Source organism: Pseudomonas sp. Soil_N_39 (assembly GCF_057655955.1).
This window is the reverse complement of record NZ_JBDGLI010000013.1, coordinates 123,434-149,431: the sequence shown is the minus strand read 5'-3', so window position 1 is coordinate 149,431 and position 25,998 is coordinate 123,434. Positions and strand designations below refer to the sequence as shown.

General features: G+C 62.9%; 24 protein-coding genes. 8 read left to right on the top strand and 16 right to left on the bottom strand.

What is annotated here, in order from left to right; translation table 11 throughout:
* The first annotated feature begins 3 nt into the window (after positions 1 to 3).
* Positions 4 to 1,155, top strand: a complete 1,152-nt coding sequence (locus tag AC3A5O_RS19750; protein WP_122568594.1) for an acyl-CoA dehydrogenase family protein — start codon at positions 4 to 6, stop codon at positions 1,153 to 1,155.
* Positions 1,156 to 1,413: 258 nt separating this feature from the next.
* On the opposite strand, the gene AC3A5O_RS19745 is transcribed toward AC3A5O_RS19750, so the two are convergent.
* The 11 genes from AC3A5O_RS19745 to pssA form a co-directional block, all read right to left on the bottom strand.
* Complete coding sequence (locus AC3A5O_RS19745; RefSeq protein ID WP_024617255.1) at positions 1,414 to 2,187, bottom strand: enoyl-CoA hydratase; 774 nt, start codon at positions 2,185 to 2,187, stop codon at positions 1,414 to 1,416.
* 13 nt (positions 2,188 to 2,200) lie between these two features.
* On the bottom strand, positions 2,201 to 3,328 hold the full coding sequence (locus AC3A5O_RS19740; RefSeq protein WP_305471058.1) for an acyl-CoA dehydrogenase: 1,128 nt from the start codon (positions 3,326 to 3,328) through the stop codon (positions 2,201 to 2,203).
* Between the two features lie 9 nt (positions 3,329 to 3,337).
* The gene (locus AC3A5O_RS19735; protein ID WP_487753603.1) at positions 3,338 to 4,525 is read right to left on the bottom strand and encodes an acetyl-CoA C-acyltransferase; all 1,188 of its coding nucleotides are present in this window, start codon (positions 4,523 to 4,525) and stop codon (positions 3,338 to 3,340) included.
* Positions 4,526 to 4,541: 16 nt separating this feature from the next.
* Positions 4,542 to 5,303 carry an SDR family NAD(P)-dependent oxidoreductase gene (locus tag AC3A5O_RS19730; protein WP_122568592.1) on the bottom strand — a complete coding sequence of 254 codons (762 nt, stop codon included), beginning with the start codon at positions 5,301 to 5,303 and terminating at the stop codon, positions 4,542 to 4,544.
* Positions 5,304 to 5,319: 16 nt separating this feature from the next.
* Complete coding sequence (locus AC3A5O_RS19725; RefSeq protein ID WP_487753602.1) at positions 5,320 to 6,984, bottom strand: AMP-binding protein; 1,665 nt, start codon at positions 6,982 to 6,984, stop codon at positions 5,320 to 5,322.
* 397 nt (positions 6,985 to 7,381) lie between these two features.
* On the bottom strand, positions 7,382 to 8,839 hold the full coding sequence (locus AC3A5O_RS19720; protein ID WP_305471207.1) for an ArnT family glycosyltransferase: 1,458 nt from the start codon (positions 8,837 to 8,839) through the stop codon (positions 7,382 to 7,384).
* A 67-nt stretch (positions 8,840 to 8,906) separates the two neighbouring features.
* Positions 8,907 to 9,200, bottom strand: coding sequence for a lipid-A-disaccharide synthase N-terminal domain-containing protein (locus AC3A5O_RS19715; RefSeq protein ID WP_305471050.1), 294 nt, complete (start codon positions 9,198 to 9,200; stop codon positions 8,907 to 8,909).
* Between the two features lies 1 nt (position 9,201).
* Complete coding sequence (locus AC3A5O_RS19710; protein WP_487753601.1) at positions 9,202 to 9,945, bottom strand: glycosyltransferase family 2 protein; 744 nt, start codon at positions 9,943 to 9,945, stop codon at positions 9,202 to 9,204.
* A 25-nt stretch (positions 9,946 to 9,970) separates the two neighbouring features.
* On the bottom strand, positions 9,971 to 10,942 hold the full coding sequence (locus AC3A5O_RS19705) for an NAD-dependent epimerase (RefSeq protein ID WP_122568629.1): 972 nt from the start codon (positions 10,940 to 10,942) through the stop codon (positions 9,971 to 9,973).
* 227 nt (positions 10,943 to 11,169) lie between these two features.
* Positions 11,170 to 12,186: an AraC family transcriptional regulator gene (locus AC3A5O_RS19700; protein ID WP_487753600.1), complete on the bottom strand. Its 1,017-nt coding sequence runs from the start codon at positions 12,184 to 12,186 to the stop codon at positions 11,170 to 11,172.
* Positions 12,187 to 12,197: 11 nt separating this feature from the next.
* Positions 12,198 to 13,541: a CDP-diacylglycerol--serine O-phosphatidyltransferase gene (gene pssA, locus AC3A5O_RS19695; protein ID WP_487753599.1), complete on the bottom strand. Its 1,344-nt coding sequence runs from the start codon at positions 13,539 to 13,541 to the stop codon at positions 12,198 to 12,200.
* Positions 13,542 to 13,663: 122 nt separating this feature from the next.
* Here pssA and AC3A5O_RS19690 point away from each other — a divergent pair, with 122 nt between their 5' ends.
* From AC3A5O_RS19690 to AC3A5O_RS19680, 3 genes are all read left to right on the top strand, one after another.
* Positions 13,664 to 14,227 (top strand): TetR/AcrR family transcriptional regulator, encoded by a 564-nt coding sequence (locus tag AC3A5O_RS19690; protein ID WP_122568586.1) that lies wholly within the window; start codon positions 13,664 to 13,666, stop codon positions 14,225 to 14,227.
* A 43-nt stretch (positions 14,228 to 14,270) separates the two neighbouring features.
* Positions 14,271 to 14,750, top strand: coding sequence for a nuclear transport factor 2 family protein (locus AC3A5O_RS19685; RefSeq protein WP_060742285.1), 480 nt, complete (start codon positions 14,271 to 14,273; stop codon positions 14,748 to 14,750).
* Positions 14,751 to 15,064: 314 nt separating this feature from the next.
* Entirely contained in the window at positions 15,065 to 15,466 is a 402-nt protein-coding gene (locus AC3A5O_RS19680; protein WP_122568584.1) for a hypothetical protein, read from the top strand.
* 36 nt (positions 15,467 to 15,502) lie between these two features.
* On the opposite strand, the gene AC3A5O_RS19675 is transcribed toward AC3A5O_RS19680, so the two are convergent.
* The 4 genes from AC3A5O_RS19675 to AC3A5O_RS19660 form a co-directional block, all read right to left on the bottom strand.
* Positions 15,503 to 17,926, bottom strand: a complete 2,424-nt coding sequence (locus AC3A5O_RS19675; protein WP_487753598.1) for a TonB-dependent siderophore receptor — start codon at positions 17,924 to 17,926, stop codon at positions 15,503 to 15,505.
* A 235-nt stretch (positions 17,927 to 18,161) separates the two neighbouring features.
* Entirely contained in the window at positions 18,162 to 19,106 is a 945-nt protein-coding gene (locus AC3A5O_RS19670) for a FecR domain-containing protein (RefSeq protein ID WP_487753597.1), read from the bottom strand.
* Positions 19,106 to 19,615 (bottom strand): sigma-70 family RNA polymerase sigma factor, encoded by a 510-nt coding sequence (locus AC3A5O_RS19665; RefSeq protein ID WP_122568581.1) that lies wholly within the window; start codon positions 19,613 to 19,615, stop codon positions 19,106 to 19,108. The genes AC3A5O_RS19670 and AC3A5O_RS19665 overlap by 1 nt, the downstream gene beginning before the upstream one ends.
* Before the next feature lie 233 nt (positions 19,616 to 19,848).
* Entirely contained in the window at positions 19,849 to 20,370 is a 522-nt protein-coding gene (locus AC3A5O_RS19660; RefSeq protein ID WP_122568580.1) for an SgcJ/EcaC family oxidoreductase, read from the bottom strand.
* 172 nt (positions 20,371 to 20,542) lie between these two features.
* Between AC3A5O_RS19660 and AC3A5O_RS19655 the strand changes: the two genes are divergently transcribed.
* The 4 genes from AC3A5O_RS19655 to AC3A5O_RS19640 are packed head-to-tail and all read left to right on the top strand — an operon-like array spanning position 20,543 to position 25,165.
* Positions 20,543 to 21,727, top strand: coding sequence for a sensor histidine kinase (locus tag AC3A5O_RS19655; RefSeq protein WP_487753596.1), 1,185 nt, complete (start codon positions 20,543 to 20,545; stop codon positions 21,725 to 21,727).
* On the top strand, positions 21,724 to 22,392 hold the full coding sequence (locus AC3A5O_RS19650; RefSeq protein WP_487753595.1) for a response regulator: 669 nt from the start codon (positions 21,724 to 21,726) through the stop codon (positions 22,390 to 22,392). The genes AC3A5O_RS19655 and AC3A5O_RS19650 overlap by 4 nt, the downstream gene beginning before the upstream one ends.
* Complete coding sequence (locus tag AC3A5O_RS19645) at positions 22,389 to 24,701, top strand: ATP-binding protein (protein ID WP_305481520.1); 2,313 nt, start codon at positions 22,389 to 22,391, stop codon at positions 24,699 to 24,701. The genes AC3A5O_RS19650 and AC3A5O_RS19645 overlap by 4 nt, the downstream gene beginning before the upstream one ends.
* A complete protein-coding gene (locus AC3A5O_RS19640; protein WP_092164443.1) occupies positions 24,698 to 25,165 on the top strand; it encodes a response regulator in 468 nt (155 codons plus the stop codon). Before AC3A5O_RS19645 ends, AC3A5O_RS19640 begins: the two co-directional genes overlap by 4 nt.
* A 253-nt stretch (positions 25,166 to 25,418) precedes the next feature.
* Here AC3A5O_RS19640 and AC3A5O_RS19635 read toward each other — a convergent pair whose 3' ends face one another.
* Positions 25,419 to 25,859 (bottom strand): CBS domain-containing protein, encoded by a 441-nt coding sequence (locus AC3A5O_RS19635; RefSeq protein WP_003202071.1) that lies wholly within the window; start codon positions 25,857 to 25,859, stop codon positions 25,419 to 25,421.
* Positions 25,860 to 25,998: the final 139 nt, after the last annotated feature.

Genomic DNA, 25,998 nt, shown 5'->3' with positions numbered 1-25,998 from the left:
GCCATGCACGACCTCGAACTGACCGAAGAACAAGTGATGATCCGCGACATGGCCCGGGACTTCGCCCGTGGTGAAATCGCCCCCCATGCCCAGGCGTGGGAAAAAGCCGGCTGGATTGACGACGGCCTGGTGGCGAAGATGGGCGAACTGGGCCTGTTGGGGATGGTGGTGCCGGAAGAATGGGGCGGTACCTACGTCGATTATGTGGCCTATGCCCTGGCCGTGGAGGAGATCTCCGCCGGCGACGGTGCCACCGGGGCGCTGATGAGCATCCACAACTCGGTGGGTTGCGGGCCAGTCCTGAATTTCGGCACCGATGAACAAAAACAGACGTGGCTGGCCGAGCTCGCCAGTGGACAGGCCATTGGCTGCTTCTGCCTGACCGAGCCCCAGGCTGGCTCCGAGGCCCACAACCTGCGCACCCGGGCCGAACTGCGCGATGGCCAGTGGGTGATCAATGGCGCCAAGCAGTTCGTCAGTAACGGCAAACGGGCGAAACTGGCAATCGTGTTTGCCGTGACCGACCCGGAGCTGGGCAAGAAAGGCATTTCGGCGTTCCTGGTGCCTACCGATACGCCGGGGTTCATCGTCGATCGCACTGAACACAAAATGGGCATTCGCGCCTCGGACACCTGTGCGGTCACCTTGAGCAACTGCACAGTTCCCGAGGCCAACCTGCTAGGGGCTCGCGGCAAAGGCCTGGCGATTGCGCTCTCCAACCTGGAAGGCGGCCGCATCGGCATCGCGGCGCAAGCCTTGGGCATTGCCCGCGCAGCGTTTGAAGCGGCGCTGGCCTACGCCCGTGATCGCGTCCAGTTCGACAAGCCGATCATCGAGCACCAGAGCATCGCCAACCTGCTGGCCGACATGCACACCCGCATCAACGCCACCCGCCTGCTCATCCTCCACGCCGCCCGCCTGCGCAGCGCCGGCAAGCCGTGCTTGTCGGAAGCCTCCCAGGCCAAGCTGTTCGCCTCGGAAATGGCCGAGAAAGTCTGCTCCTCGGCCATACAGATTCACGGTGGCTACGGATACCTCGAGGATTATCCGGTAGAGCGCTACTACCGGGATGCGCGGATCACCCAGATCTATGAAGGATCGAGCGAGATACAGCGGATGGTCATCGCCCGGGAGTTAAAAAACTACCTGGTGTGATGGCTGGGAAAGCATCGCGAGCAAGCTCGCTCCCACAGGTTTGGTGGTGTATGCAGATGCTGAATACACTCCAGATCCCATGTGGGAGCGGGCTTGCTCGCGAAAGCGGTGGGTCCGTCACTGAGATGCTGGATGTATCGGCCTCTTCGCGAGCAAGCCCGCTCCCACAGGGTCCAGTGATGTACATAAAAATTGCCTACACCGCAGATCCACTGTGGGAGCGAGCTCGCTCGCGATGGCGTCAGTGAGTACGCCGCATTACTTGTCCTGAAACTCCGCCGCCCGCTTGGCCACGAACGCCGCCATGCCTTCCTTCTGATCCTGCGTCGCGAACGCCGCGTGGAATACCCGGCGCTCGAAACGTACGCCTTCAGACAGGCTGACCTCAAAGGCGCGGTTGACGCTTTCCTTGACCATCATGCTGATGGGCACCGACTTGGAGGCGATCAGCGCTGCGGTTTTCAGCGCATCGTCCAGCAGTTCATCAGCCGGCACGATCCGCGCGACGATGCCGCAACGCTCGGCTTCCACCGCGTCGATAAAGCGCCCGGTCAGGCACATTTCCATGGCCTTGGCCTTGCCCACCGCCCGGGTCAGGCGCTGGGTGCCGCCCATGCCCGGCAACACGCCGAGGTTGATTTCCGGCTGGCCGAACTTGGCATTGTCACCGGCCAGGATGAAATCGCACATCAACGCCAGCTCACAACCACCGCCCAAGGCAAAACCATTCACCGCCGCGATGATCGGCTTTCGGCGGTTGGCCACGCGGTCGCTGTCGCTGAACAGGTCGTCCAGGTAGATCTGCGGGTAAGTCAGCTCAGCCATTTCCTTGATGTCGGCACCGGCTGCGAAGGCTTTTTTCGAGCCCGTCAGCACGATGCAGCCAATCTTCGGATCCGCCTCCAGGCTATCCAACGCCTGGTTCAGTTCGCTGACGATCTGCGCATTCAAGGCGTTCAACGCCTGGGGACGGTTGAGGGTGATCAGGCCGACGCGGTCCTTGATCTCCAATAAAATCGTTTCGTAGCTCATGCAGGACTCCTGTTCAAAGATTGCGCGAAATGACCATGCGCTGAATGTCGCTGGTGCCTTCGTAGATCTGACAGACCCGCACGTCGCGATAAATGCGCTCCAGCGGGAAGTCGTTGAGGTAACCGTAACCGCCCAGAGTCTGCAACGCCATGGAGCAGACCTTTTCGGCCATTTCCGAGGCGAACAGCTTGGCCATGGACGCCTCCACCAAAGCCGGCTGGCCACTGTCCCGCAGGGCGGCGGCGTGGTGCACCATTTGCCGGGCTACAGCGATCTGGGTCGCCATATCGGCCAGACGGAACGCCACGGCCTGGTGCTCGATGATCGGCTTGCCGAAACTGGAGCGCTCCCGGGCATAGTCACGGGCCGCCTCGAACGCAGCGCGGGCCATGCCCACCGCTTGCGCCGCGATGCCCACCCGGCCGCCTTCCAGGTTCGCCAGGGCGATCTTGTAGCCCTCACCCTCCTCCCCCAGGCGATTCGCCAGCGGCACCTTCACCTCCTCAAAGAGGATCTGGCACGTGTCGGACGCGTGCTGGCCGAGTTTGTCTTCGACCCGCGCCACGCTGTAGCCCGGCGAATCGGTCGGCACGATGAACGCACTGATGCCACGCTTGCCGGCGCTCGGATCGGTCACCGCGAACACAATCACCACCCCGGCGTTCTGCCCGGAGGTGATGAACTGCTTACAACCGTTGAGCACGTAATGATCGCCCTCCAAGCGCGCCCGCGTCTTGAGGCTGCTGGCGTCCGAACCGGCTTGGGGCTCGGTCAGAGCGAAAGCGCCAAGCATCGCGCCGCTGGCCAGAGGCGTGAGGAATTTCGTTTTCTGCTCATCGTTGCCGAACTTGAGGATCGGCACGCAACCCACCGAGTTGTGCACGCTCATGATGGTCGAGCAGGCGCCGTCGCCGGCGGCGATTTCCTCCAGGGTCATGGCGTAGGCCAGGTAACCGGTGTCACAACCGCCCCACTGCTCCGGCACCAACATGCCGAAAAAGCCCAGTTCGGCCATTTCAGCGATGGCTTCTCGGGGGAAACGGTGCTCACGGTCCCATTCGGCGGCGAACGGTTTCAGGCGTTCCTGGGCGAACTGCCGGGCCATGTCGCGGATTTGGGTCTGTTCTTCAGTCGGGAGCATGGGGGTTCCTTAATACAGGCATTCGACGGCCATGGCCGTGGCTTCGCCGCCGCCGATGCAGATCGCCGCGACGCCGCGCTTCAAGCCTTTCTGGCGCAGGGCCGACAACAATGTCACCAGGATCCGCGCGCCAGACGCGCCAATCGGATGGCCCAGCGCGCAGGCGCCGCCGTGGACGTTGACCTTGTCATGGGCGATTTCCAACTTGTCCATGGTCACCAAACCCACCACGGCAAAGGCTTCGTTGACTTCGAACAAGTCGACTTGATCCAACGACCAACCGGTCTTTTGCATCAGTTTCTTCACGGCACCAATCGGCGCGGTGGGAAACAGGCTCGGGGTATCGGCAAACGCCGCGTGACCGTGAATCACCGCCAAAGGCTTGAGGCCGCGCTGGACCGCCTGGCTCTGGCGCATCAGCACCAGGGCAGCGGCGCCGTCGGAAATGGAACTGGCGTTGGCCGCCGTCACCGTCCCGCCCTCGCGGAACGCCGGCTTGAGCGACGAAATCTTGTCGATCCGCGCTTTGGGTGGCTGCTCGTCGTGGCGAATGGTCACTTGTTCCTTGCCGACCATGACCTGCAGCGGCACGATCTCGGCGTCGAAACTGCCGTCCTTGATCGCCTGCTGGGCGCGGGTGGTGGACGCAATGGCGAAGGCGTCCTGGGCCTCGCGACTGAAACCGTTGGTCTCGGCGCAATCTTCGGCGAAGGTGCCCATCAATCGACCTTTGTCGTAGGCATCTTCCAGGCCGTCGAGGAACATGTGGTCAAGCACCCGGCCATGGCCCATGCGGTAACCGCCACGGGCGCGATCCAGTAGGTACGGCGCGTTGGACATGCTTTCCATGCCGCCGGCCACCACCACCTCGGCGCTGCCGGCGATGAGCATGTCATGGGCCAGGATCGCCGCTTCCATGCCCGAACCGCACATCTTGTTCAGCGTGGTGCAGCGGGTCGACTTGTCGAGCCCGGCGCCCAGCGCGGCCTGACGTGCCGGTGCCTGGCCCTGGCCAGCGGCGAGCACGCAACCGAACAGCACTTCTTCAACCGCACCCGGCGCGATGCCGGCACGCTCCACGGCGGCCTTGATGGCGGCGGCACCCAGTTGCGGGGCGGTGAGGCTTTTCAGTTCGCCCTGGAAACCGCCCATGGGGGTGCGGACGGCGCTGACGATGACAATAGGATCGTTGGACATCATGAATCCTCCAGACTTATTTGGCTGCCATGCGCAAGGCGCCGTCGAGACGGATCACCTCGCCGTTGAGCATGCTGTTCTCAATGATATGCCTGACCAGCGCCGCGTACTCGGAAGGTTTCCCAAGGCGCGGCGGAAACGGCACGCCGGCGGCCAGGGAGTCGCGCACCTCCGGGGTCATGCCGGCCATCATCGGGGTTTCGAAGATGCCCGGCGCGATGGTCATCACCCGGATACCGAAGCGCGCCAGTTCACGGGCGGCCGGCAGTGTCAGGCTGGCGATGGCGCCTTTGGAGGCCGCGTAAGCCGCCTGGCCGATCTGGCCGTCGAAGGCTGCTACCGAAGCGGTATTGATGATCACCCCACGCTCGCCGTCGGCGTTGGCCTCGCTTTCGGCAATGGCCGCAGCCGCCAAGCGCAGCAAGTTGAAGCTGCCGATCAGGTTGACGTTGATCACTTGGCTGAAGCTGGCCAGTGCGTGGGGGCCGTTCTTGCCGAGAATCTTCTCGCCGCGCACGATACCGGCGCAATTCACCAGGCCATTCAGACCGCCGAACGCATCGACGGTGGCCTTGACCGCCGCTTCAGCCGCGGCTTCGTTGCTGATGTCGGCCACCACGCTCTGGCAACCCAGCTTTTGCGCCTGGGCAGCCACAGCGTCGGCGTTGAGGTCCACCAGCATCACTTTGGCGCCGGCCTTGACCAGCATTTCACCGGTGGCCGCGCCAAGGCCGGAAGCACCGCCGCTGACGAGGAAAATCTTGTTGTCGATCTGCATCATGGTTTCCTTGGGTTCAAGCTGAAACGTTGTGCGCCAAAGTCTCTTGAACCTTGGCGATCTCCTGGTTGCGCAAGATGAAGCGCTGCAACTTGCCGCTTGGGGTTTTCGGCAAGTCGCTGACAAATTCGATTTCACGGGGATAGGCATGGGCCGCCAGGCGCTGGCGCACGTGCAGGCGCAGTTCCTCGGCCAGCTCCGGTGAGGCGCGGTATTGGGTGCTGAGCACCACGAAGGCCTTCACCAACTCGGTGCGTTCCGGATCAGGCTTGCCGATCACCGCCGCTTCCACCACGGCCGGGTGTTCGATCAGCGCGCTTTCCACGTCGAACGGACCGACCCGGTAGCCGGAGGTGGTGATCACATCGTCGCTGCGGCCGACGAAGCTGATGCTGCCGTCCGGGTTCAGTTCCACGGTGTCGCCGCTCAAGTAGTAATCACCAACGAAGGCCTTGGTCGGCGCGCCTTCGTAACCGGCGAACCAGCACATGGGCGACTGGCTGCGGTCCACCGCGAGAATGCCCGGTTCGCCCACGCCCAGCTCGCGCTGGTTTTCATCCAGCACCACGATCCGGTGGCCCGGCGAGGCGAAACCGGCTGCGCCCAGGTGCACCGGGTGTTCCAACCCATGGTGGTTGCACAGCACCATGCCCAGTTCGGTCTGGCCGTAATGGTCGTGGATTACCACGTTCAGGTTGTCGGCGAACCAGCGGATCACCTCCGGGTTCAACGGCTCGCCAGCACTGCTGACGATGCGCAGCTTACCCTTGATCGAGCGGGCAAACTGCTCGCCGCCGGCAATCAACAGGCGATAGGCCGTGGGTGAACCGATCAGGTTGGTGATGGCGTATTTGTTGATGATCCGGCAGGTGCTTTCCAGGGTGAACGGGCCATCGTAGAAGGTAATCGGATGCCCCATGGCCAGCGGCCCGGTCACGCCAAAATAAATGCCGTAGGCCCAACCGGGGTCGGCGACGTTCCAGAAGGCGTCTTCAGGGCGCAGGTCCACCGCGTCGCGCATGTAGCTCTGGAACGCCGCAATGGCCTTGAGCGGCACCGACAGCGCCTTGGCGGGGCCCGTGGTGCCGGAGGTGAACATCAGCAGGAACGGGTCTTCGCCGGTGAGCATCAGCGGTTCGCACTCACTGGAATGGTTCGCCACTTCGGCCCAGAAACTGTAGTCGCCGCGCACGATGCCCTGGCCCTTTTCGCCGCCGACCGTGACGATGGTGGGGCAACCGGCAACTTCGTTTAGCTTGGGACGGTTGACGGCGTCGGTGACGACGACCCGCGCGCCCGAGCTGCCGAGGCGGTGTTCGATGGCCTTGGGCCCGAACGCGGTGAACAGCGGTTGATACACCGCCCCGATGCGCCAGGTGGCCAGTACCACGATCAAGAGTTCCGCGGTACGCGGCAGCAGGCCGGCCACTTTGTCGCCCTGGCCGACGCCTTGGGCGCGTAGAAAATTGGCGAACCGCGCGGCGTTGTCCTGCAGGTCACGGTAGGTCCAGGTGGCGTCGCTGCCGTCACGGCCCTCCCAGAACAAGGCGATGCGACCCGGCAACGCATGCCGGTCGCAACACTCGACACAGGCATTGAGCGCCTCGAGCGAGCCGTGCAGTGCGGCGTTGACGGTGGGCAGGTAATCGAACTGCGACGTGGCGGACGAATAATCGCGCATGACCAGAATCCCTCTGTACTTTTTATTGGTTGGGGGAACCGTGAAGAGCAGGCAAATACTCGCGCCGAAGGGCGGTCGCGGCAATGGTCAAAGCCATCAAGTTGCTTGACTGGTTTGGCCATGGTTCGAGGGATGTGGTGCCAGCCAGGCCGTCATCGCGAGCAAGCTCGCTCCCACAGGGGATTGGTGGTGGGCCTCGATTCTGTGACCGCCCAAGCACTCATGTGGGAGCGAGCTTGCTCGCGATGGCGGCCTGACAGTCGATCATGATGTGTCTGAACCACCGCTTTTCCGAGCAAGCCCGCTCCCACAGGGGATATGTGGTGGACACGAGTTTTGTGAACGCCCGCAACCCAATGTGGGAGCGAGCTTGCTCGCGATGGCGGCTGTCCAGCCACTACAAGGGCTGCTTCCAGGCAAATGAATAAACCTTCTCCGGCGCTGGGGACTGGCAGCGCTGGTTATCCGCATCCGCCCCCACCAGGAACCACTCGGCCCGCGAGGTATCGCCAACCCGACGCGCCTTTTGCGGGTCGTAGCAGCGGGCCAGGTCCCGCCCTGGCACCAAGGCAAAGGCCTGCGGGTGGCTGCGCAGCCAAGTGGCAGATTGTTCCAGGGAGTTGCCATTATAAAAGCCAAAATGCACGATGGGTTGCCGGGCGAACAGCCAATGACCCTCGCGCCATCCCACGAGCACCAACTCGGCATTTGAAGTCAGCCCCGCGACATCACGCATCAAGGTCTGGTGGGGGTTGACACCTTCTCTGTAGGGCTCGATGAAACCGCGCGCAAACCAGGCGCACAACCACACCACCGTCAAGGCAGCGAATACCGCCCTGCCCCTCGGCCACCGGCTGAACCAACGGTGCAGCATCCACGGCACAAGCGGCGCCACCAGCAGGATCAAGGCCGGCAACGCGGGAAAGATATAAAGCTTGCGCTTGCCACTGCTCAGGCTGAAGAACAACAGCACCAGAACCACCCACCCCAGCAGCACCAGCACCCGACCGTCGTGCTTGAGCAACTGCCTGCGCCAGGCCGGCACCAGCCATGGCAGCATGAAAAAGATCGGCAGCCAGTACTTCGGAATCACCTGGACAAAGAAGTACCAGAAGGGTTCGCGGTGCTCCCAGGCATTGGCATAACGCCCCGCCGTCTGCTTCAGCAGGATCTCCTGGGCATAGGCCAGGCTGTCGGGACTGCCCTGCCACACGATCCACAACAAAGGCCCGAGCCACAGGGTGATCGCCGCCAGCGCCACAACCAGCCCCAGCCACCAGGCGCCCGCCTTGCCCGGCATGGACACCAGGCCTTTCCACCCTCGGCGCAGCCCATAGGCATAGGGAATCAGCATCAATACCGGTAGGAAACCCACGCCTTTGCTGATGATCCCCAGCCCCATCGCCCCACAGGCCAGGTAATACCAGCGCCACGCCGGGCCGAGCAGCAAATGCCGGCACAAGCCATAGATCCCCAGGATGGTCCAAAGCGCAAGGAAACCATCGATTTGCCCGGTACGCAGGATGCTGTAGGTCTGGTAGGTGGCGAGAAACAACAGCGCGGCGATCACCCCCACGCGTCGCCCCCATAAGCGCCGGCCCAGGTCATACAGACACGCGGTGGTGACGGCGCCGGCCAGCAACGCAGGCAGGTACAGGGCGACTTTCGGCAGGTGGGTCAGTTGCACGAACGACGCCACCGCCCACATGAACAGCGGCGGTTTGTCAGCGTAGATTTCCCCGGCACGATGGGGAATGAACCACGAGCCGTTCTGCAACATCTCCAGGGCAACGCCGAGGAAGCGCTCTTCATCGACGTTCATCGGTTGGCGCCAGCCCAGGCCCGCGCCGACCATGATCAAAGCCAGCACCACAAGCGCCAGAAGCTCCAACCGCGAGGAAGACAATCGTATTCGCACCGTCTCAGCCTTTCTCGGCCAGTTCGCGGTTTTCCTGCCCGTGCTGCTTGGCGATCAACTGCAAATTGCGCAGGTACACGATGAAGCCGAAAGACTGGCCGACAATGAACACCGGGTCTTCGCGGTAAATGGCATAGGCCAGCAACAGTGCGCTACCGATGATGCTCAGGTACCAGAAGCCCACGGGAATCACGCTGCGCTTCTTGTATTCGCTGTACAGCCATTGCAGGGCAAAACGCCCGGTGAAAGCCAGTTGCCCGCCGAAGCCAACGGCCAGCCACAACGTTTCTCTGCCCATGTCACACCTCGGTTTCTTGCGCGTGGATATCCAGGCGGGTGCGCTTGATCAGCCACCACACCCCGAACAGATCGACAATGCCCACCAGCGCCCGGTCGAGGTTGCCGTAATTGGACACCCCGGCCCCACGCTCACGGTGATTGACCGGGTGCACCAGCATCCGGCCGTTGTGACGGCGGATCAGCGCCGGAATAAAGCGGTGCATGTGATCGAAATACGGCAGGCGCAGAAACGCCTCGCGCTCGATCAATTTGATGCCGCAGCCGGTATCGGGCGTCTGGTCCTTGAGCAGGCTGGCCCGCAGTTTGTTGGCGAACCGCGAGGCCCACCGCTTGCTCGCCGTGTCCCGGCGGTTGACGCGATGCCCCGCCACCAGCTTGACGCCGGCGGGTGTGCCCTCCGAACCGCGTACCAGGTCGAGCATCTTCGGCAGGTCGGCCGGGTCGTTCTGCCCGTCGCCGTCCAAGGTTGCCAACCAATGCCCACGGGCCACCTCAGCCGCGTGGTAGATCGAGGTGCTCTGCCCGAGGGAGCGGGCGTGGCTGAGCACCCGCAACTGGCGATAGCCACTGCCTTGCAACGCCCGCAGTTCAGCGGCGGTGGCGTCAGTGCTGCCATCGTCCACCACGATGACTTCAAAGGCCTCGTCGGCCAGCGCCGCACGCACTTCTTCCAGCAGCGCAATGAGGTTGCCGGCTTCGTTCTTTGCCGGAATCAGGACCGACACATAAAGGGTTTCGTGCATGACGCTCCTGTAAAAAGCTGAGGGGTTAAACGCGGTAATACGCGCGGTACCAATCGACAAACGACTGCACGCCGACGGGCACCGCGACTTGTGGGCGAAACCCGATGTGTTCCTCCAGCTCGCGGGTGTCGGCCCACGTGTCGACCACGTCGCCCGGTTGCAATGGCAGGAAATGCTTGATCGCGGGGATGCCCAAGGCCTCTTCCAGGCACTCGACAAACTGCAAGAGCTTCACCGGCGCGCCGAAGCCTATGTTGTAGAGCTTGTGGCGCACTCCCGTTTCATTGGCCGGCGGCCGCGGCAACAACCGCACCAGGCCTTCGATGATGTCGTCGATATAGGTGAAATCCCGCGACATGGCGCCGTCGTTGTAAAGGTCAATGGCACGACCGTTGAGGATGGCCTCGGTGAATTTGAGCGGTGCCATGTCGGGCCGCCCCCAAGGTCCATACACGGTAAAAAACCGCAGGCCGGTGGTGGGAATGCCATAGAGATGCGAGTAAGCGTGGGCCATCAGTTCATTGGCGCGCTTGGTCGCCGCATAAAAAGACACCGGCTGATCCACCGGGTCGGTCGTGGCATACGGCAGGCGTTCGTTCAAGCCATACACCGAGCTGCTCGAGGCGAACACCAGGTGTGCCGGCCGGTGGGCACGGCAGGCTTCCAACACGTTGAGGAATCCCACCAGGTTGCTTTGGGCGTACAGGTCGGGATTGTCGATGGAATAGCGCACGCCAGCCTGGGCCGCCAGGTGAACGACGTACTCGAATGGGGTTTGCGCAAACACCTCCAGCAGCGCCTGTTTGTCGGCCACGTCCAGCCGCAGGAAGCGGAAATTGCGGTATTCGGCCAACAACGCCAGCCGCGCCTGTTTCAACTCAACGCTGTAGTAGCTGTTGAGGTTGTCGATGCCGATGACCTGATGGCCTTCGCGGCACAACCGCCTGGCCGTATGAAAACCGATAAACCCTGCGGCGCCGGTGACCAATACGTTCATGCGTTGCCCAAAACGGTCACGTGCATACACTACCCTGATGGATGGCCCGGCTTTTCCGGCACCTGCACAGGCTTTTATCAAAGAAAAATGACGGTTTTATGAGTGTGCAAGACAAAGCCCTCCCCTTGTGGGAGCGAGCTTGCTCGCGATGGCGGTGTGTCAGTCAACATTAATGCAGCTGATCTGACGCTATCGCGAGCAAGCTCGCTCCCACAGGGGTTCTTGGATCAGTCGGATTCGTTGAGAATCAGGCTGCGATAATGCCCCGGGTTGGACCCGGACCATTTGCGAAACGCCTTGTAGAAGGAGCTGGCATCGGCGAAGCCCAGGCGCGAGGCGATTTCGACGAAGCTGATGGAGGGCTCGGCCAGCCAGGTGATCGCGAGATCCTTGCGCACGCTGTCCTTGAGGCCTTGGTAGGTCTGGCCCTCCTCCGCCAAGCGGCGGCGCAGGGTCGAGGCGGACACGCACAACTGTTGGGCCAGGGCCTCGGTTTCCGGCCACTGTTCGGCAGGCAATTGCCGCAGGTCGTGGCGGATACGGCTGGCCAGGCTTTGCGGATCGCGGTATTTGACCAGGATGTTGGCCGGGGCCCGGGCCAGGAAGCGCTTGAGTTCATCGGCGTTGCGCCGGATGGGCAGGTCGAGGCATTCGGCGGCGAAAATCATCCGGGTGCGCGGTCGGTCAAAGCGCAGGTTCTGGGAGAACATCACCCGGTAGTCGTCGCAGAAATCCGGCGCCGGGCAACGCAGCTCGACGGACAGAATGGGAATGCGCCGCCCGGCCAGCCAGCAGGCCACGCCATGGACGATCATCCAATAGGTAAAATAGGTAAACGCCCGGCGCGGCGCCTGGTCATCTTCCAGCAGCACGATCTCCGCCAGGCTTTGCTGGCGCATCCACTGGGCCGGCAGGTGTTCGAGCATCAGCGACAGAAACCCCAGTCCCGCCGTCAAGCCGCTCGCCAGCGTGGGCTGGGCCATGGCGCACTGGCAGAGAAACGCCAGGCTGCCGGACTTGAGCTTGCGCGGGTCCATGCCAAAAAACTCGTCATCCAGGCGCTGGGCCAGCAAACGCCAGAGCCGCGCATAGGCATGGGCCGGGACCCGCGCCTGGGCGTCGTCGAGCAGCGCCGGGTCTATGCCGACCTTGCTCAGGACCTCCTCGGTAGCCGTCCCGGGTGCGCAGCTTTGCAACAACGCCTCACGCACCAGCTGGATGGAGATGGTGTCTTTTTCCGACATGGCGCGGGTGTTCACAGGATCCGGTAAAGCAGCCGTTCTATCCGCACCCGGCTGACCCGTTTCAGGAACCGGGCCACGGCCTCGGGGTAATCCGGCAGGGTTTCCAGGTCCAGGTAACGCTCGATCCGGCGGGTGTGGCGGTAGATCTGCTCAAGCTCGGCCTGGTGCGGCGCCAGCAGCTCGCCCTTGGGATCGTCCAGCAACAGCGCGTTTTCCAGGTCCAGGCGAAAGGCCCGCGGGTTGAGGTTGTTGCCGGTCAGCAAGGTGTAGCGCTCATCGACCCACATGCCCTTGAGGTGGTAGGTGTTGTCCCCGTCACGCCACAGATGCAGGTTCAATTGGCCGCTGTCGATCGCGCGCTGATGCCGTTTGGCGAAGCGTCGCAGGCTGATTTCGTAGAGGTATGGCAGCGCCGCGATGATCTTGAATGGCTCGCTCGGCGGAATGTAGAAGTCGTTGGCGGTCTTGTCGCCGACGATGATGTCGATCTTGACCCCACGGGCCAGGGCGCGATTGAGCTCCCGGGTCACGGCCAGGGGCAGGTTGAAATACGGTGTGCAGATGGTCAGTTGCTGGCGGGTGCTGGCAATCAGCTCGCCGATTACCCGGCTCAACGGATTGTTCTTGCCCACGCCCAGCAACGGGCTGACCGACAGGCCGCTCTTATCGAGGCTGCCGACGCTGGTGTCATAGGTCGCGTATTTGAGGCGGCTGCGCAGATCACCGATGTCCTTGCGCAAACTGCGGGTGCTGGGCAGGTTCGGCAGGTCCAGACGATGCACCGCCCTGGAGGTGATCAGGCCATGCTGCACCAGGTGATGCATCGAGTCGGCCAGTGCCGTGTTCTGCAGCAAGTGATAGCGGTCGTAGCGGTATTTGTCGAACTTGTGCAGGTAGACGTTATTGAGGCTGGCGCCGCTGTAGAGCACGCAGTCATCGATCACGAAACCTTTCAAATGCAATACGCCGAACAGTTCACGGGTCTGCACCGGTACACCGTAGATCGGCACTTCGCTGGCATGGGTGCGGGTCTGTTCCTGGTACCACGCCGAGTTGCCCGGCTGCTTCTTGGCGCCGATCAATCCGCGCTGGGCCCGTAGCCAATCCACTACCACGACCACGTCCAGTTCCGGACGCGCCGCTTTGGCGGCATGCAGGGCATCGAGAATTTCCTGGCCGGCCTCGTCCTGTTGCAGGTACAGGGCGACGATGTAGATGCGCTGGGTGGCCTGGGCGATTTTCTCCAGCAGGCAACGGCGGAACTGGGCAGCGCCATCGAGGATGGTCACCGCGTCGGCGGTCAGTGCAAAGCTGCGCAACTTGGGCAGCTGGGAGCGTTTGAAGAGCGACGGCATAGGGCTCGCAAAAGGTCGATTCCGAAGAACGGATGAGCTTACACCATGGATGGGTTCGGGTCTTCCTGTCGGTCGAGAAAAAAACACTTGACCAAGGAGAACGATCATTCTACTTTAGCCACATGAACGAAATCACTGGTAATGAAACACGAGACATCATCCTCGATGTCGCCGAAAAGTTGATCTATAGAAGTGGCATTGCCGCCACCGGCATGGACCTTCTGGTGAAAACCGCCGGCGTCTCCCGGAAAAGTGTCTATCGATACTTCGCCAACAAGGACGACCTGATCGTGGCCGCCCTCAAGCGGCGGGACGAGCGCTGGATGCAATGGTTCAGCAGCGAAGTGGACAAGGCGCCCACACCGACTGCGCGGCTGCTCAATTTGTTTACCGTGCTCAAGGGCTGGTTCGACAGCGAAGGTTTTCGCGGCTGTGCCTTCATCAATACCAGCGGCGAAACCGGCGATCCACAAGATCCGGTCCGCCAGGTGGCGAAGATGCACAAACAGAAACTGCTCGATTACGTGACCCGGCTGTGCGTCGAACAACGTGTCGAAGACCCGGAGGCCCTGGCCCGTCAACTACTGATCCTGATCGACGGCGCCATTACCGTGGCGCTGGTCATGGGCGACCACAGCGCAGCTGACCACGCCCAGGACATGCTCAAGATTTTGCTACACGCCTGACCGTTGAACCCTGTGTCATTCATCAACTCATTGGAGATTCGCCATGTCTGCCTCTTCTGAAGTTCGTCCGCCGTTGCCGCCGTTCACCCGTGAATCGGCGATCGAGAAAGTTCGCCTGGCCGAAGACGGCTGGAACTCTCGCGACCCACAAAAAGTATCCCTGGCCTACACGTTGGATACCCAATGGCGTAACCGCGCCGAATTCGCGCACAACCGCGAAGAAGCCAAGGCGTTCCTGACCCGCAAGTGGGCCAAGGAATTGGATTATCGACTGATCAAGGAACTCTGGGCCTTCACCGATAACCGCATCGCCGTGCGTTACGCCTACGAATGGCACGACGACTCGGGCAACTGGTTCCGCTCCTATGGCAACGAAAACTGGGAGTTCGACGAGCAAGGCCTGATGTACAACCGCTACGCCTGCATCAACGACATGCCGATCAAGGAAAGCGAGCGCAAGTTCCACTGGCCCCTGGGCCGCCGGCCGGATGATCATCCGGGGTTGTCCGAGTTGGGGTTGTAATTTCCTCGACTGCCCACCGTTATCGCAAGCAGGCTCGCTCCCACATTTGGATTTCAGCGAACACACCTGTTGTGTCCGACTTGGATCCCTGTGGGAGCGAGCTTGCTCGCGATAGCGATGGGTCAGTCAACATCAATGCAACTGATCCGACGCTATCGCGAGCAAGCTCGCTCCCACAATAAAACGGTGGGGCACACCGCTGCGCCAGACCAGCGGCCGCTCCAACAGGCTTGACCCACATGCCGCCAGGCATCACATTGCCTGGGCCGGCGATAAGCTCGCTGTTTCGTTGTGCAGCAGACTTTGTGGAGCCCATGACCGCGTCGATCCCGATCCGCCCCCCCTGCCCGCCCGGCGTCTGCGATTGCGGGCGTGATGCCTTGCTGCAAGCGCCTGGCAGCGACCTGCGCATCCTATGCCTGAACCGCCAGGAAGAAAAACGCCTGCTCGAGCGCCTTGAAAACATCCAGAGCCTCGACGAACTCCAGCGCCTGCAACAGCGCCTGTATGAAAACCTGGGGATCCGCCTGCGCGTCGAGCCTGGCTACAACGAAGTGCGGACCATGCGCGGCATCGCCATCGAATTCCAGGACCAGCCCGGCCTGTGCCGCAAGATTCGCCAGTCGATTCCCGCCGCCATCCGCCGTGGGCTGGAAAAACGTCCCGAGATCGCCTGGCGACTGTTGGATGCCCACGATCTGTTTCGCGACATCTGAACCCAGTCAGCTCCCTCCCTGGAGCGGCACATCGGTCTAGAAATCCACCGTCGCGGAAAGCAGGTAGGTGCGCGGGGTCGACAGCGTCAAGCCTGGCTCGCTGTCATCCGACGCGCCGGCCGAACTCCAGTAGCGCTTGTCGGCCACGTTTTCGATGTTGGCCCGCAGGGTGATGTTTTTTTCGTCGACCTTGAACCCGTAGCGAGCCCCCACGTCGAAGCGCGTCCAGGCATCGATTTCCTTGGTGTTGGACTGGTCCAGGTACTGCGAGCTGGAATAAATGCCGCGACTGGTCAGGGTCAGGCCCTGTACCGTCGGCACGTCCCACTCGGCGCCGAGGTTGACGTTGTATTTCGGTGTGGCCGGTGCGCGGTTGCCATCGAAACTGCCGTCGGTGGTGTCAGTCAGTTTACTGTCGATGAACATCACGCCGCCGAGCAAGCGGGTTCCCTTCAGCGGCTCGCCAAACACACTCAGCTCCACGCCGGTGTTTTCACGCTTACCGTTGGGGCCGAAGACGCGTGTCGTGGCGTCGGTTGCGTAAGCTGGCTGCTTGATCCGGAACACCGCAGCGGTGACGGCGAACGGACCGGCGTCATACTTGGCACCCACCTCGACCTGGCGGCTGATGAACGGCGGGAAAATCTCATCCTCGTTCACCGCCGTCGATGGCGCAATCTTGCCTTGGCTCAGGCCTTCCATGTAGTTGGCATACAGCGACAGCTTGTCAGTCGCCTTGAACAGGATGCCACCCGAGGGCGAAACCTTTTCCTCATCGTAGGCGGTGTCGCCCTTGACGTTATTCGTCCAGTCATCAACCTTCACCCGTTGCCAACGGGCGCCGAGGGTCAGCAGCAAGCGATCCTCGAACAACCCAAGGGTGTCGGACAACGCCACGCCGCTGAAGCGGTTCTCGGTGTAGACCTTGTCGTCCTGGCGGGTCGGGTTGCTTGGCGTCGGGGTCTGCACCGGGTCATACAGGTTGCTGCGACCGTTGGCGTAACGGGCGCCGCCATTTTCGAAATCCATGTAGAAATAGCTGGCCGCCAGGTTGACCTCATGGCTCACCGGACCGGTATGGAACCAGTTGCGCACCCCGGCCGTGGCCGTGCGGACATTTTCTTCCCGGGTAAAGTCACGGGGCTGGACAGTGAAATCCCCTGCGTCGTTGGTCACCGAAACGTTGTGCCGAAGGAAATCGTGGTCGCTTTTGCGCGCGCCAACGCCGCCATACAGCATCACCGAATCACTGACATCGAACTCAGCGTTCACCGTGCCAAAGGTGTCCTGGGTGCGCGCCTTGCTCCAGGACTGGGCGTAGTTGTCGCGCACATCACTGGCGTGAGGGATCTGGGCATTGACGCCGACCTGCACGCGTTCCTGGGGCGCGTCGGTGTTGCGTTCGGTGTGGCCGATGTCCGTCGAGAGTCGCAGGCGTTCACCGCGAAAGTCCAGGCCCAGTACCGCCATCTCGCGATCCACACTCTGGTGATCCCATTCGGTGTCGCCCGCCTGCTTCACGCCATTGAAACGAATCCCGAACTTGTCTTCTTCACCAAAGCGCCGACCCACATCCACCGCCCCGCCAAGCTGGTTATTGGAGGCATAGCTGCCGGTGAACGAAGTGATGGGCTTGTCGGTGGCGCGTTTGGGCACCACGTTGATCCCGCCCCCCACGCTGCCTCGCGGCGAGATACCGTTGATGAGCTGGCTCGGCCCCTTGAGGATATCGACGCGCTCGGCCATCTCCATGTCGATCGTGTACGTCGGCAGAATGCCGTAGAGACCGTTGTACGCGACATCGCTGTTGAACAGGCTGAAACCGCGAATGGTGAACTGCTCATAGCGCCCACCCGCCGGGTTGGTGGTGCGGACCGAGGGGTCGCTGGCGATCAGGTCGCCCAGGGTGCGCGCCTGCTGGTTCTTGACCGTCGTGCTGGTGTAGGTGGTCATGCTGAACGGCGTTTCCATGAAATCCCGCGAGCCCAGCAAGCCTTGCGAACCACGCCGTGCCACCTGACCGCCGGCGTACACCGGGCTGTCCGTCGACGCCGTGGCGCCGAGAATCGAAGTGGGTGCCAGCTGCAGGCTGCCGCCTTCTGGCGCCGGCATCAGGATGTAGGCCTGCTCCCCCACCGGTTGCAATTGCAGGCCCGAACCCCGCAACAACCGGGCAAACCCCTCTTCCACCCCATACTCCCCCGAAAGCCCGACGCTGTTGCGCCCGCTCACCAAGGCCGGATCCACCGACAGGTTGACCCCCGCCAACCCGGCAAACCGGGTCAACGCCGCGCTGAGGCTGCCGGCCGGCACCTGATAACTGCGCCGGGCGGCTTCTTCGGCTTGGCTCGATGACATGAAAAATGGGCTGGCACCCAGACTCAGCATGAGGCTCAGGTTCAACAACGGACGCCGGCCGGCAAAGGCCGGGCGCACACGCAAAGGGACAACTGCGGACATTGGAAAGCGCTCTCGTTTTTGTTCAGTTGCCTTGAATGACAAGCGAGACAAAAAAAGGGGACACAAAATCGGAACAGGCCTCAAACCCCGTGGCGAGGGAGCTTGCTCCCGCCGGGGGCGCAGCGCCCCCAACGAGGCAGACTGCATCAACCTGACACATCGCGGCGGCGGGTTTGGGGTTGCTACGCAACCCAGCGGGAGCAAGCTCCCTCCCCACAGGGGGTTACCGCAAGCCTCAGGCCAAAGTTTGACGAAGCGTCAACGTGACCCAGTAACGGGTGCGCATGTGCACGTCCAACGGCAGGCTGGCCGCCAGCAGCGTGAGGATTCGATCGGTGTTGTCCAAGCGGAAGCTGCCAGTGATTCGCAGGGATTCCAGGGTTTCGTCCCAGCGCAGCACGCCGGGGCGATAGCGGCTCAGTTCCCGCAGGAATTGCCCCAGCGGCTGGTCCTGCGCCACCAGTACCCCGTCACGCCAGCCCAGTTGTGCCACGTCGAACGCCCGCACCGGGCCGGCGCCTGAGGCTTGGACGTTGGCCTGCTGACCTTCTTCCAGGCTCAGCGGTGGCCCGTGCAGGGGTTGCAGTTGCGCCGAACCGCTGACCACCGACACCCGGCAGTCGCGCTCGCCCAAGTGAAGGCAGACCTCGCCACGCTGGACCGTAATGAGCCCATAAGGTGACTGAACGGACAGCGGCGTGCTCCCGGCGAGTTTGAGGGCCATCTCACCGCGCAGCAGCACCAGGCGCCGTGCCTTGAGGTCCAGATCGACGGCGCTGTCGGTGTTCAGTTGCAGCGCACTGCCATCCACCAGCGCCCAGCGCCGTCGCTCGCCCGTGGCGGTGTGCAAATCAGCGCGCCAGGCCTCCAGCGGCAGCTCCCGTCCCAGCAGCCAGGCGGTCGGGACCAATGCCGCGACGCCCAATGCCCGCTTGAGCACCGTTCGCCGGGCCAGCGTCGGGCGGTCCAGGGTTGCCATGCCCAGGGAGGCAGGCACTCCGGCAAAGCGCTGGCGCAATCGCTGGGCCTTCTGCCAGGCGGCCTCGTGGTGAGCGCTGCTGTCGCGCCAGCGTTGCAGGGCCGCCGAGTCGAACGCGTCCCCATCGAACTCCATCAGGGTCAACCAGCGGGCAGCCGCCCGTGCCGCTTCACGCGCCTCGGGGGATAGCGTCGACGACATCAGAAGTCCACCAACAGGCAATGCTCATAGGCCTGGGCCATGTAGCGCTTCACGGTGCGCTCGGAGACTTGCAGGCGCTCGGCGATCTCGCGATAACCCAGGCCTTCAAGCTGACTCCATAAAAAAGCCCGCCGCACCAAGGACGGCAGGCCATCGAGCAATTCGTCCAGGGCTTGCAGGGTTTCCAGCAGCAGCCAACGCTGTTCCGGAGACGGCGCGCAGGCGTCAGGCAGGTTCGCCAAGGCGTCGAGATACGCCTGCTCCAGATTGCGCCGGGTGTAGAAATTGCTCAGCAGGCGTTTACCGACGGTCAGCAGATAAGCCCGGGGTTCGTGCAGATCCGCCAGGGTCTGGGAGCTGGCAAGCACCCGCAGGAAGGTATCCTGGCGCAGGTCCGCCGCATCCCAGGCATTGCCCATGCGCCGGCGCAACCAGCCTTCCAGCCAACTCCCATGGTCACGGTACAACGCATGAAGGGATTGCTCCGTCGGCGTAACTGCATCACACATGTCCAGAAGCCTGCGCAAAGTCTCAAATGAGACTGATTCTAATTAATGTTCGCGCAGGAATCCAAGTTGTTTATGCAAAGGATGTTTAAAAACGGGGATGGAATTGGTCGAGAGTCCTGTGGGAGCGAGCTTGCTCGCGATAGCGGAGTATCCGTCAGCCTCTATGTTTCTGACAAACACCGCCATCGCGAGCAAGCTCGCTCCCACAGGCAGGTCTTTTGCGAGCGCTGTTGTCAGTGACTGGCATGCAAGGTCTTCGGCACTTCCGGCATGGCCGAAGAGTGGTGGTTGATGATCTTCCACTGGCCATCGAGGCGCTCATAGAGGAAGGTGTAGCGCGCCTGGACTTCGCGCTTGGAACCATCGGCCTGGGTCAGCGTAAAGGTGTAGACACCGCTGTCCATCGCAGCGTCGGGACCCAGGTGACGGATTTCCCGGTAGTTGATTTGTCCGACCGGTTTGCCCGCCAGGAAATGCTCGAAGTAATCCTGGATCTGCGCCGGCGTGTTGCGCACCTTGTTGGAAACCGTCGGTTGCAAAATCGCATCCGGGGCATAAAGACCGGTCACGGCGGTGGCGCTACCGGTTTGCAGCGCGGCGTTCCAGCGGTCGAACAGCGCGGCGATTTCCCGGTCGTTCACATTCTTGGGTTGCTCGGCCACTGTGCGATACACATAAGGTGTGGCCTCGACAGCCTGGACAAGCGGCGCGCTCAGCAGGAAAAAAGCAGCAATGGCACAGGTTTTCATTTTCATCGGAAGACTCCTTTGGGGTTCAATGAGCCCACTTTGCCGACCTCCCGAGCCTTCGCCATCGGCCAACCGGTGCCAATCGCCTATGCCATTCGGCAGATAGGCCCGGTGCCGGTGACACGGTCTAATGGCATCACCGCGAACCGTTCGATCTTTTTCCATGCTGGAGCCCCCCATGCAAAGCCCGCCCCATGATCCCGGCAGCGCCCTGGCCATCCGCAGCCAGTATCGCCAGTCGCAAAGCCGTGCCGCGCGCCTGGGCCTGCTGCTGGGCACCGGCCATGAATTGACGCAGTTGCCACTGCCGGCCATGCGTCAGCGTGCGCTGCAACGGGCGTGCGCGTTCATGGCGATGGACCACGGCCTGCTGCTGGAATGGGCGCCGGACAACGCGTTGCGCACCCTCGCCAGCCACGGCAGCGCGGAGCGCGTCGACCTGCTCGCCAACCTGGCCCAGCCGCAGATACTCGGCCCGAATTGGCTGGAAGCCCCCGGCAGTGCCCTGCCCCAGGTCCTGCGCATTCCCCTGCGCACCTCAGAGGGCGTGGCGTTCGGGGCATTGCTGCTGGGCAACAGCGTGGCCCTCGGCGCGCCGGACAACGAAGACATCGAGTCGCTGCAATTATTGGCGACGCTGTTGGCGGCGCACCTGGAGAACAGCCGCCTGGTCGAGGCGCTGCAGGCCCGCGAGCGGACCATGTCCGAGCTGGTCCACCGCTTGTTCAGCGCCCAGGAAGACGAACGCAAGCGCGTGGCTTACGACCTGCACGACGGTCTGGCGCAAAACCTGGCCGGTTTGCATCAGCGTTTGCAGGGTTTCGCCGGTCGTTGCCCGTCGCTGCCGCCGGCGCTGGCGAGCGAGTTGCAAGCCATCCTCGACCTGGCCCAAGGCTGCGTCGGCGAGGGCCGACAACTGATCGGAGGCCTGCGCCCCCATGTGCTGGATGATTTTGGCCTGTACAAAGCCGTCGACAAGGAGGCCGACCGCCTGCGTGACGCGGGGCTGACCGTGAGCTGGGCCGAACACAGCAGCGTGCGCCTGCCGGGCAACACCGAGATCGCCCTGTTTCGCATTGCCCAGGAAGGCATCAACAACATTCTCAAGCACGCCCAGGCCAGCCGCGTGGGCCTGGGGTTGGCGGTGGAAGATGGCCACGCCAGCCTGCGGGTAGAAGACGATGGCCGTGGTTTTGCCCTGGAACAACCCATCGAGACCAACGGTAGCCACCACCTGGGCCTGGCCGCCATGCAGGAGCGCGCCAACCTGCTGGGCGGCCACCTGGCCTGTTGCAGCCAGCCTGGCGGTGGCACCCGCTTGCTGGCCAGCGTGCCGCTACCGTCCGCCGGAGTACAGCCATGAACCGTCCTTTGCGCCTGCTGCTGGCCGATGACCACGAAGTCACCCGCACCGGGTTTGTCAGCATGCTCGCCGACAGCCCGGGGTTCGAGGTCGTCGGCCAGGCCCGCGATGGCCAGGAGGCTCTCGACCTGTGCGAGCGGCTACAGCCGGACATCGCGATTCTCGACATTCGCATGCCGGTCCTCAACGGCCTGGGCGCGGCGCGACTCCTGCAGCAGCGTCAGCCCGGGATCAAAGTGGTGATATTCACCATGGATGACAGCCCCGATCACCTCGAAGCTGCCATCGGCGCGGGCGCGGTCGGTTACCTGCTCAAGGATGCCAGCCGCGCTGAAGTGCTCGACGCGCTCAAACGGGTCGCCCAGGGTGACGAGGCGCTGAACAGTTCCGTCAGCGCGCGTCTGCTGCGGCGCATGGCCGAGCGTGGCGCCAGTGGCACGCCCCAGGTCCAGGCCCTGACCGCCCGTGAACGCCAGGTATTGGGGCTGGTGGCCGGCGGTTTCAGCAATCGAGAGATCGGTGAAAAGCTGGGCATCGCCCCCGGCACGGCCAAGGCCCACGTCGAGCGGGTCATCGGCAAACTGGGCGCCGCCGACCGGACCCAGGCCGCCGTGCGCGGTGTGGCCTTGGGGCTGGTGGCGCAACCCACCGGAGAATGGCCATGAGGTTTGTCGCCGCCCGCCGCTGGGCCGACCTGCCGTTGCGGGGCAAGGCCCTGGTGGTGATTTCCCTGCCCCTGGTGGTCCTGCTGCTGTCGCTGGTGCTGATCTACATCACCGAACGCCAGACCGCACGGGCCGAAGAGGATGTGCGCCGGGTACTGCTCGTCCAGGGTGATATCCAGACGGTCCACACCCTGCTGGCCGAGGCCGCGGCCAGCGTGCGCGGTTACCTGCTGACCCGGCGCGAAGATTTCCTGCCCAGCTACGAACAGGCCACGCCGCTGATCCACGCGGCGTTGCAGCGCCTGGACCACAACATTCGCGATGCCAGGATGCGCGAGCACCTCAAGACCATCACCCCGCTGATCGCCGACAAACTCGACGGTTTGCTCGCCTTGCGCAACGGCAAGCGTGACGACCCCGACGCCATCACCGCGATCCTGATCGAAAACAAACAAGTGCTGGACGTGCTGCGCGAGCAGATCAGCGCCATGCGCGTACGTGAGGATGGCTTGCTCGCCGAGCGCAGCGCCGCCGCCTCGGCCACACGCATGCGCCTGCTGTTCGCCACATTGCTGGCGGCGGTGTGCGGATTGCTCGGGGCCATTGTCGCAGTGCTGTTCCTGTCCAAGGGCATTGTCGCCCGGGTCCAGCAGGTGCAAGGCAACGCCCAGCGCCTGGCCTTGGGCCAACCCTTATTGCCACAACCGCCGGAGCAGGACGAAATCGGCCAGCTCGGCACGCGGCTGGTGGAGGCCGGACAGTTGCTCGCCGAACGCGAGCGAGCCCTGCGCGATAACGAGGAGCGCTTGCGGCTGATCATCGACGGGGTGAAGGACTACGGGATCTTCGCCCTGGATGCCCAAGGTTACGTCACCACCTGGAACGCCGGCGCGCAGCGGATCAAGGGCTACACCGAGCAGGAAATCATTGGCCAGCACTTCTCCCTGTTCTACCTGCCCGAGGAATGCCCGGCGCACCCGGACATGGCCCTGCGCGAAGCCACCCGCGACGGGCATTACATGGAGGAAGGCTGGCGTTGCCGTAAGGACGGTAGCCGCTTCTGGGCCAGCGTGGTCATCACCGCCCAATACGATGGCACGGGCGCCCTGCGCGGCTTCTCGAAGATCACCCGCGACATCACCGACCGGCGCGCCGCCGAAATCGCCCTGCGCACCGCCCGTGAAGAAGCGGAAAGCGCCAGCCGAGCCAAGAGCGAATTCCTGTCGCGCATGAGCCACGAACTGCGCACGCCATTGAACGCCATCCTCGGTTTCGCTCAACTGCTGGACATGGACTCCACCGCCGGCCAACGTCCCCAGGTCAGCCACATCCTGCGGGCTGGCCAGCACTTACTGGCGTTGATCAACGAGGTGCTGGACATCGCCCGGATCGAGGCCGGACGCCTGCCCCTGAACATCGAACCGATCGCCCTGGCGACCGTGCTGCACGAAGCCTTGACGCTGGTTTCCCCCATGGCCGCCGACGCCGGGATCCACTTGGTCGACCTGCCTGCACTGCCCGACGACAGCGGTGTGCTTGCCGATCGCCAGCGTCTGGTGCAGGTGTTGCTCAACCTGTTGTCCAACGCCATCAAATACAACCGACCCGGCGGCGAGGTGCGCCTCGAAGTGAGCGTCCAGGCCCACCAGGTGAGCATCGCCGTCCACGATACCGGCCATGGCATCGCCCCTGACCAGTTGGATCAACTGTTCAAGCCCTTCGAACGCCTGGGCGCCGATCCGCAGGTCGAAGGCACTGGCCTTGGCTTGTCCTTGAGCAAGAACCTGCTGGAGATGATGCAGGGCAGCCTGCAGGTCCACAGCGAGCCCGGGCACGGGTGCTGTTTTACCCTGCGACTGCCCGCCACCCAAGTGATCGGCACGCATTTACCGCCCATCGCCGCCCTGACAGTGACGCGCCCGCCCGTGGACTATCACGGCAAAATCCTCTGCATCGAAGACAACCTGTCGAGCCTCGCGCTGATCGAGACCTTGATGCAGCGCCGGCCCGGCATTCAGCTGTTATCGAGCATGCAAGGCCAGATGGGCCTCGACCTGGCTCGCCAGCACAGCCCACAACTGATCCTGCTGGACGTCACCCTGCCGGACCTGGAAGGCCTGGAAGTCTTGCGGCGCCTGCGCCAGTCCCCGGCCACCGCGGCCACGCCGGTGCTGATGATCACCGCCGATGCCAGCGACCTGACCCATCGTGCCCTGCGCGACGCCGGGGCCACGGCGATTTTGACCAAACCCATCCATATCCAGGCCTTTCTCGGCCACCTCGAGCACTATCTACCGGAGCCCGCATGAATCGCGACTTGCGCATTCTGATCGTCGACGATCAGCGCCCCAACCTGGACCTGATGGAACAACTGCTGGCCCGCGAAGGGCTGCACAATGTGCTGAGCAGCACCGAGCCTTTGCGTACGCTGGACCTGTTCAACAGCTTCGAGCCGGACCTGGTCATCCTCGACCTGCACATGCCGGCGTTCGACGGCTTTGCCGTGCTGGAGCAACTGAACCGACGCATCCCGGCCAACGACTACTTGCCGATCCTGGTCCTGACCGCCGATGCGACCCGAGATACGCGCCTGCGAGCCCTGGCCCTCGGCGCCCGGGATTTCATCAGCAAACCCTTGGATGCGCTGGAAACCATGCTGCGCATCTGGAACCTGCTGGAAACCCGCGCGCTCTATAAAGCGTTGCGCGAGTTGATCCCGTCCCAGCAGATCGAACTGCTGCGCCAGCACCGTCCCGCTGCCGATCCGGTCTAGGTTGGCGGCCGATTCATTAAGGCCATCGAAGCATGGAGGTCACCGAACGAACAAATGAGGTTCTTGGTGGTGATGGGAACGATCAAGTAGCCACACACAAGCCACTGTGGGAGCGAGCTTGCTCGCGATAGGGCCAGGCCAGTCAACATCAATGGCAACGGGTCCACCGCTATCGAGAGCAAGCTCGCTCCCACAGGTATATCTGGCAAGCATGTAGTTCATTTGATCCGGTAGTGAAAGGAGTCAGCGGGGTTTAGTGCCCGCGAATGTAGTGCTCCAACTGCCGGATCAAGTCCGCCTGCTCGACAATCGCTTCTTTCACCAGGTCACCGATGGACAACAGGCCGATCAACTGCCCGTTATCCAGCACCGGCAAGTGTCGCAAGTGGCTGTCGGTCATGACTTCCATGCAGCGGTCGATGCTCTGCTGGCTGTCGGCGGTGACCACCGGTGCGCTCATGATGGTGCGCACCGTCGTCCCCACCGACGACCGCCCCTTGAGCACCATCTTGCGCGCGTAGTCCCGCTCGCTGAACACGCCCACCACCTGGCCGTCCTCGATCACCGGCAGCGCGCCGACATTTTTCTCGGCCATGATCTGCAGCGCTTCGAGCACCGTCTGCTCGGGGGCGATGCTGTGAACCTGCTGGTTCTGCACACTCTTGAGTCTCACCAGTTGGGCGGCGGTTTTCATTGTTCATCCCCACATTTAGCTAAAGGCATGTTTGAACCCAGGCCTGTCAGTCAAGGCTTTACCCTGTGGGAGCGAGCTTGCTCGCGATAGCTTTGGGTCAGCAGCATCAACATTGACTGATAAACCGCTATCGCGAGCA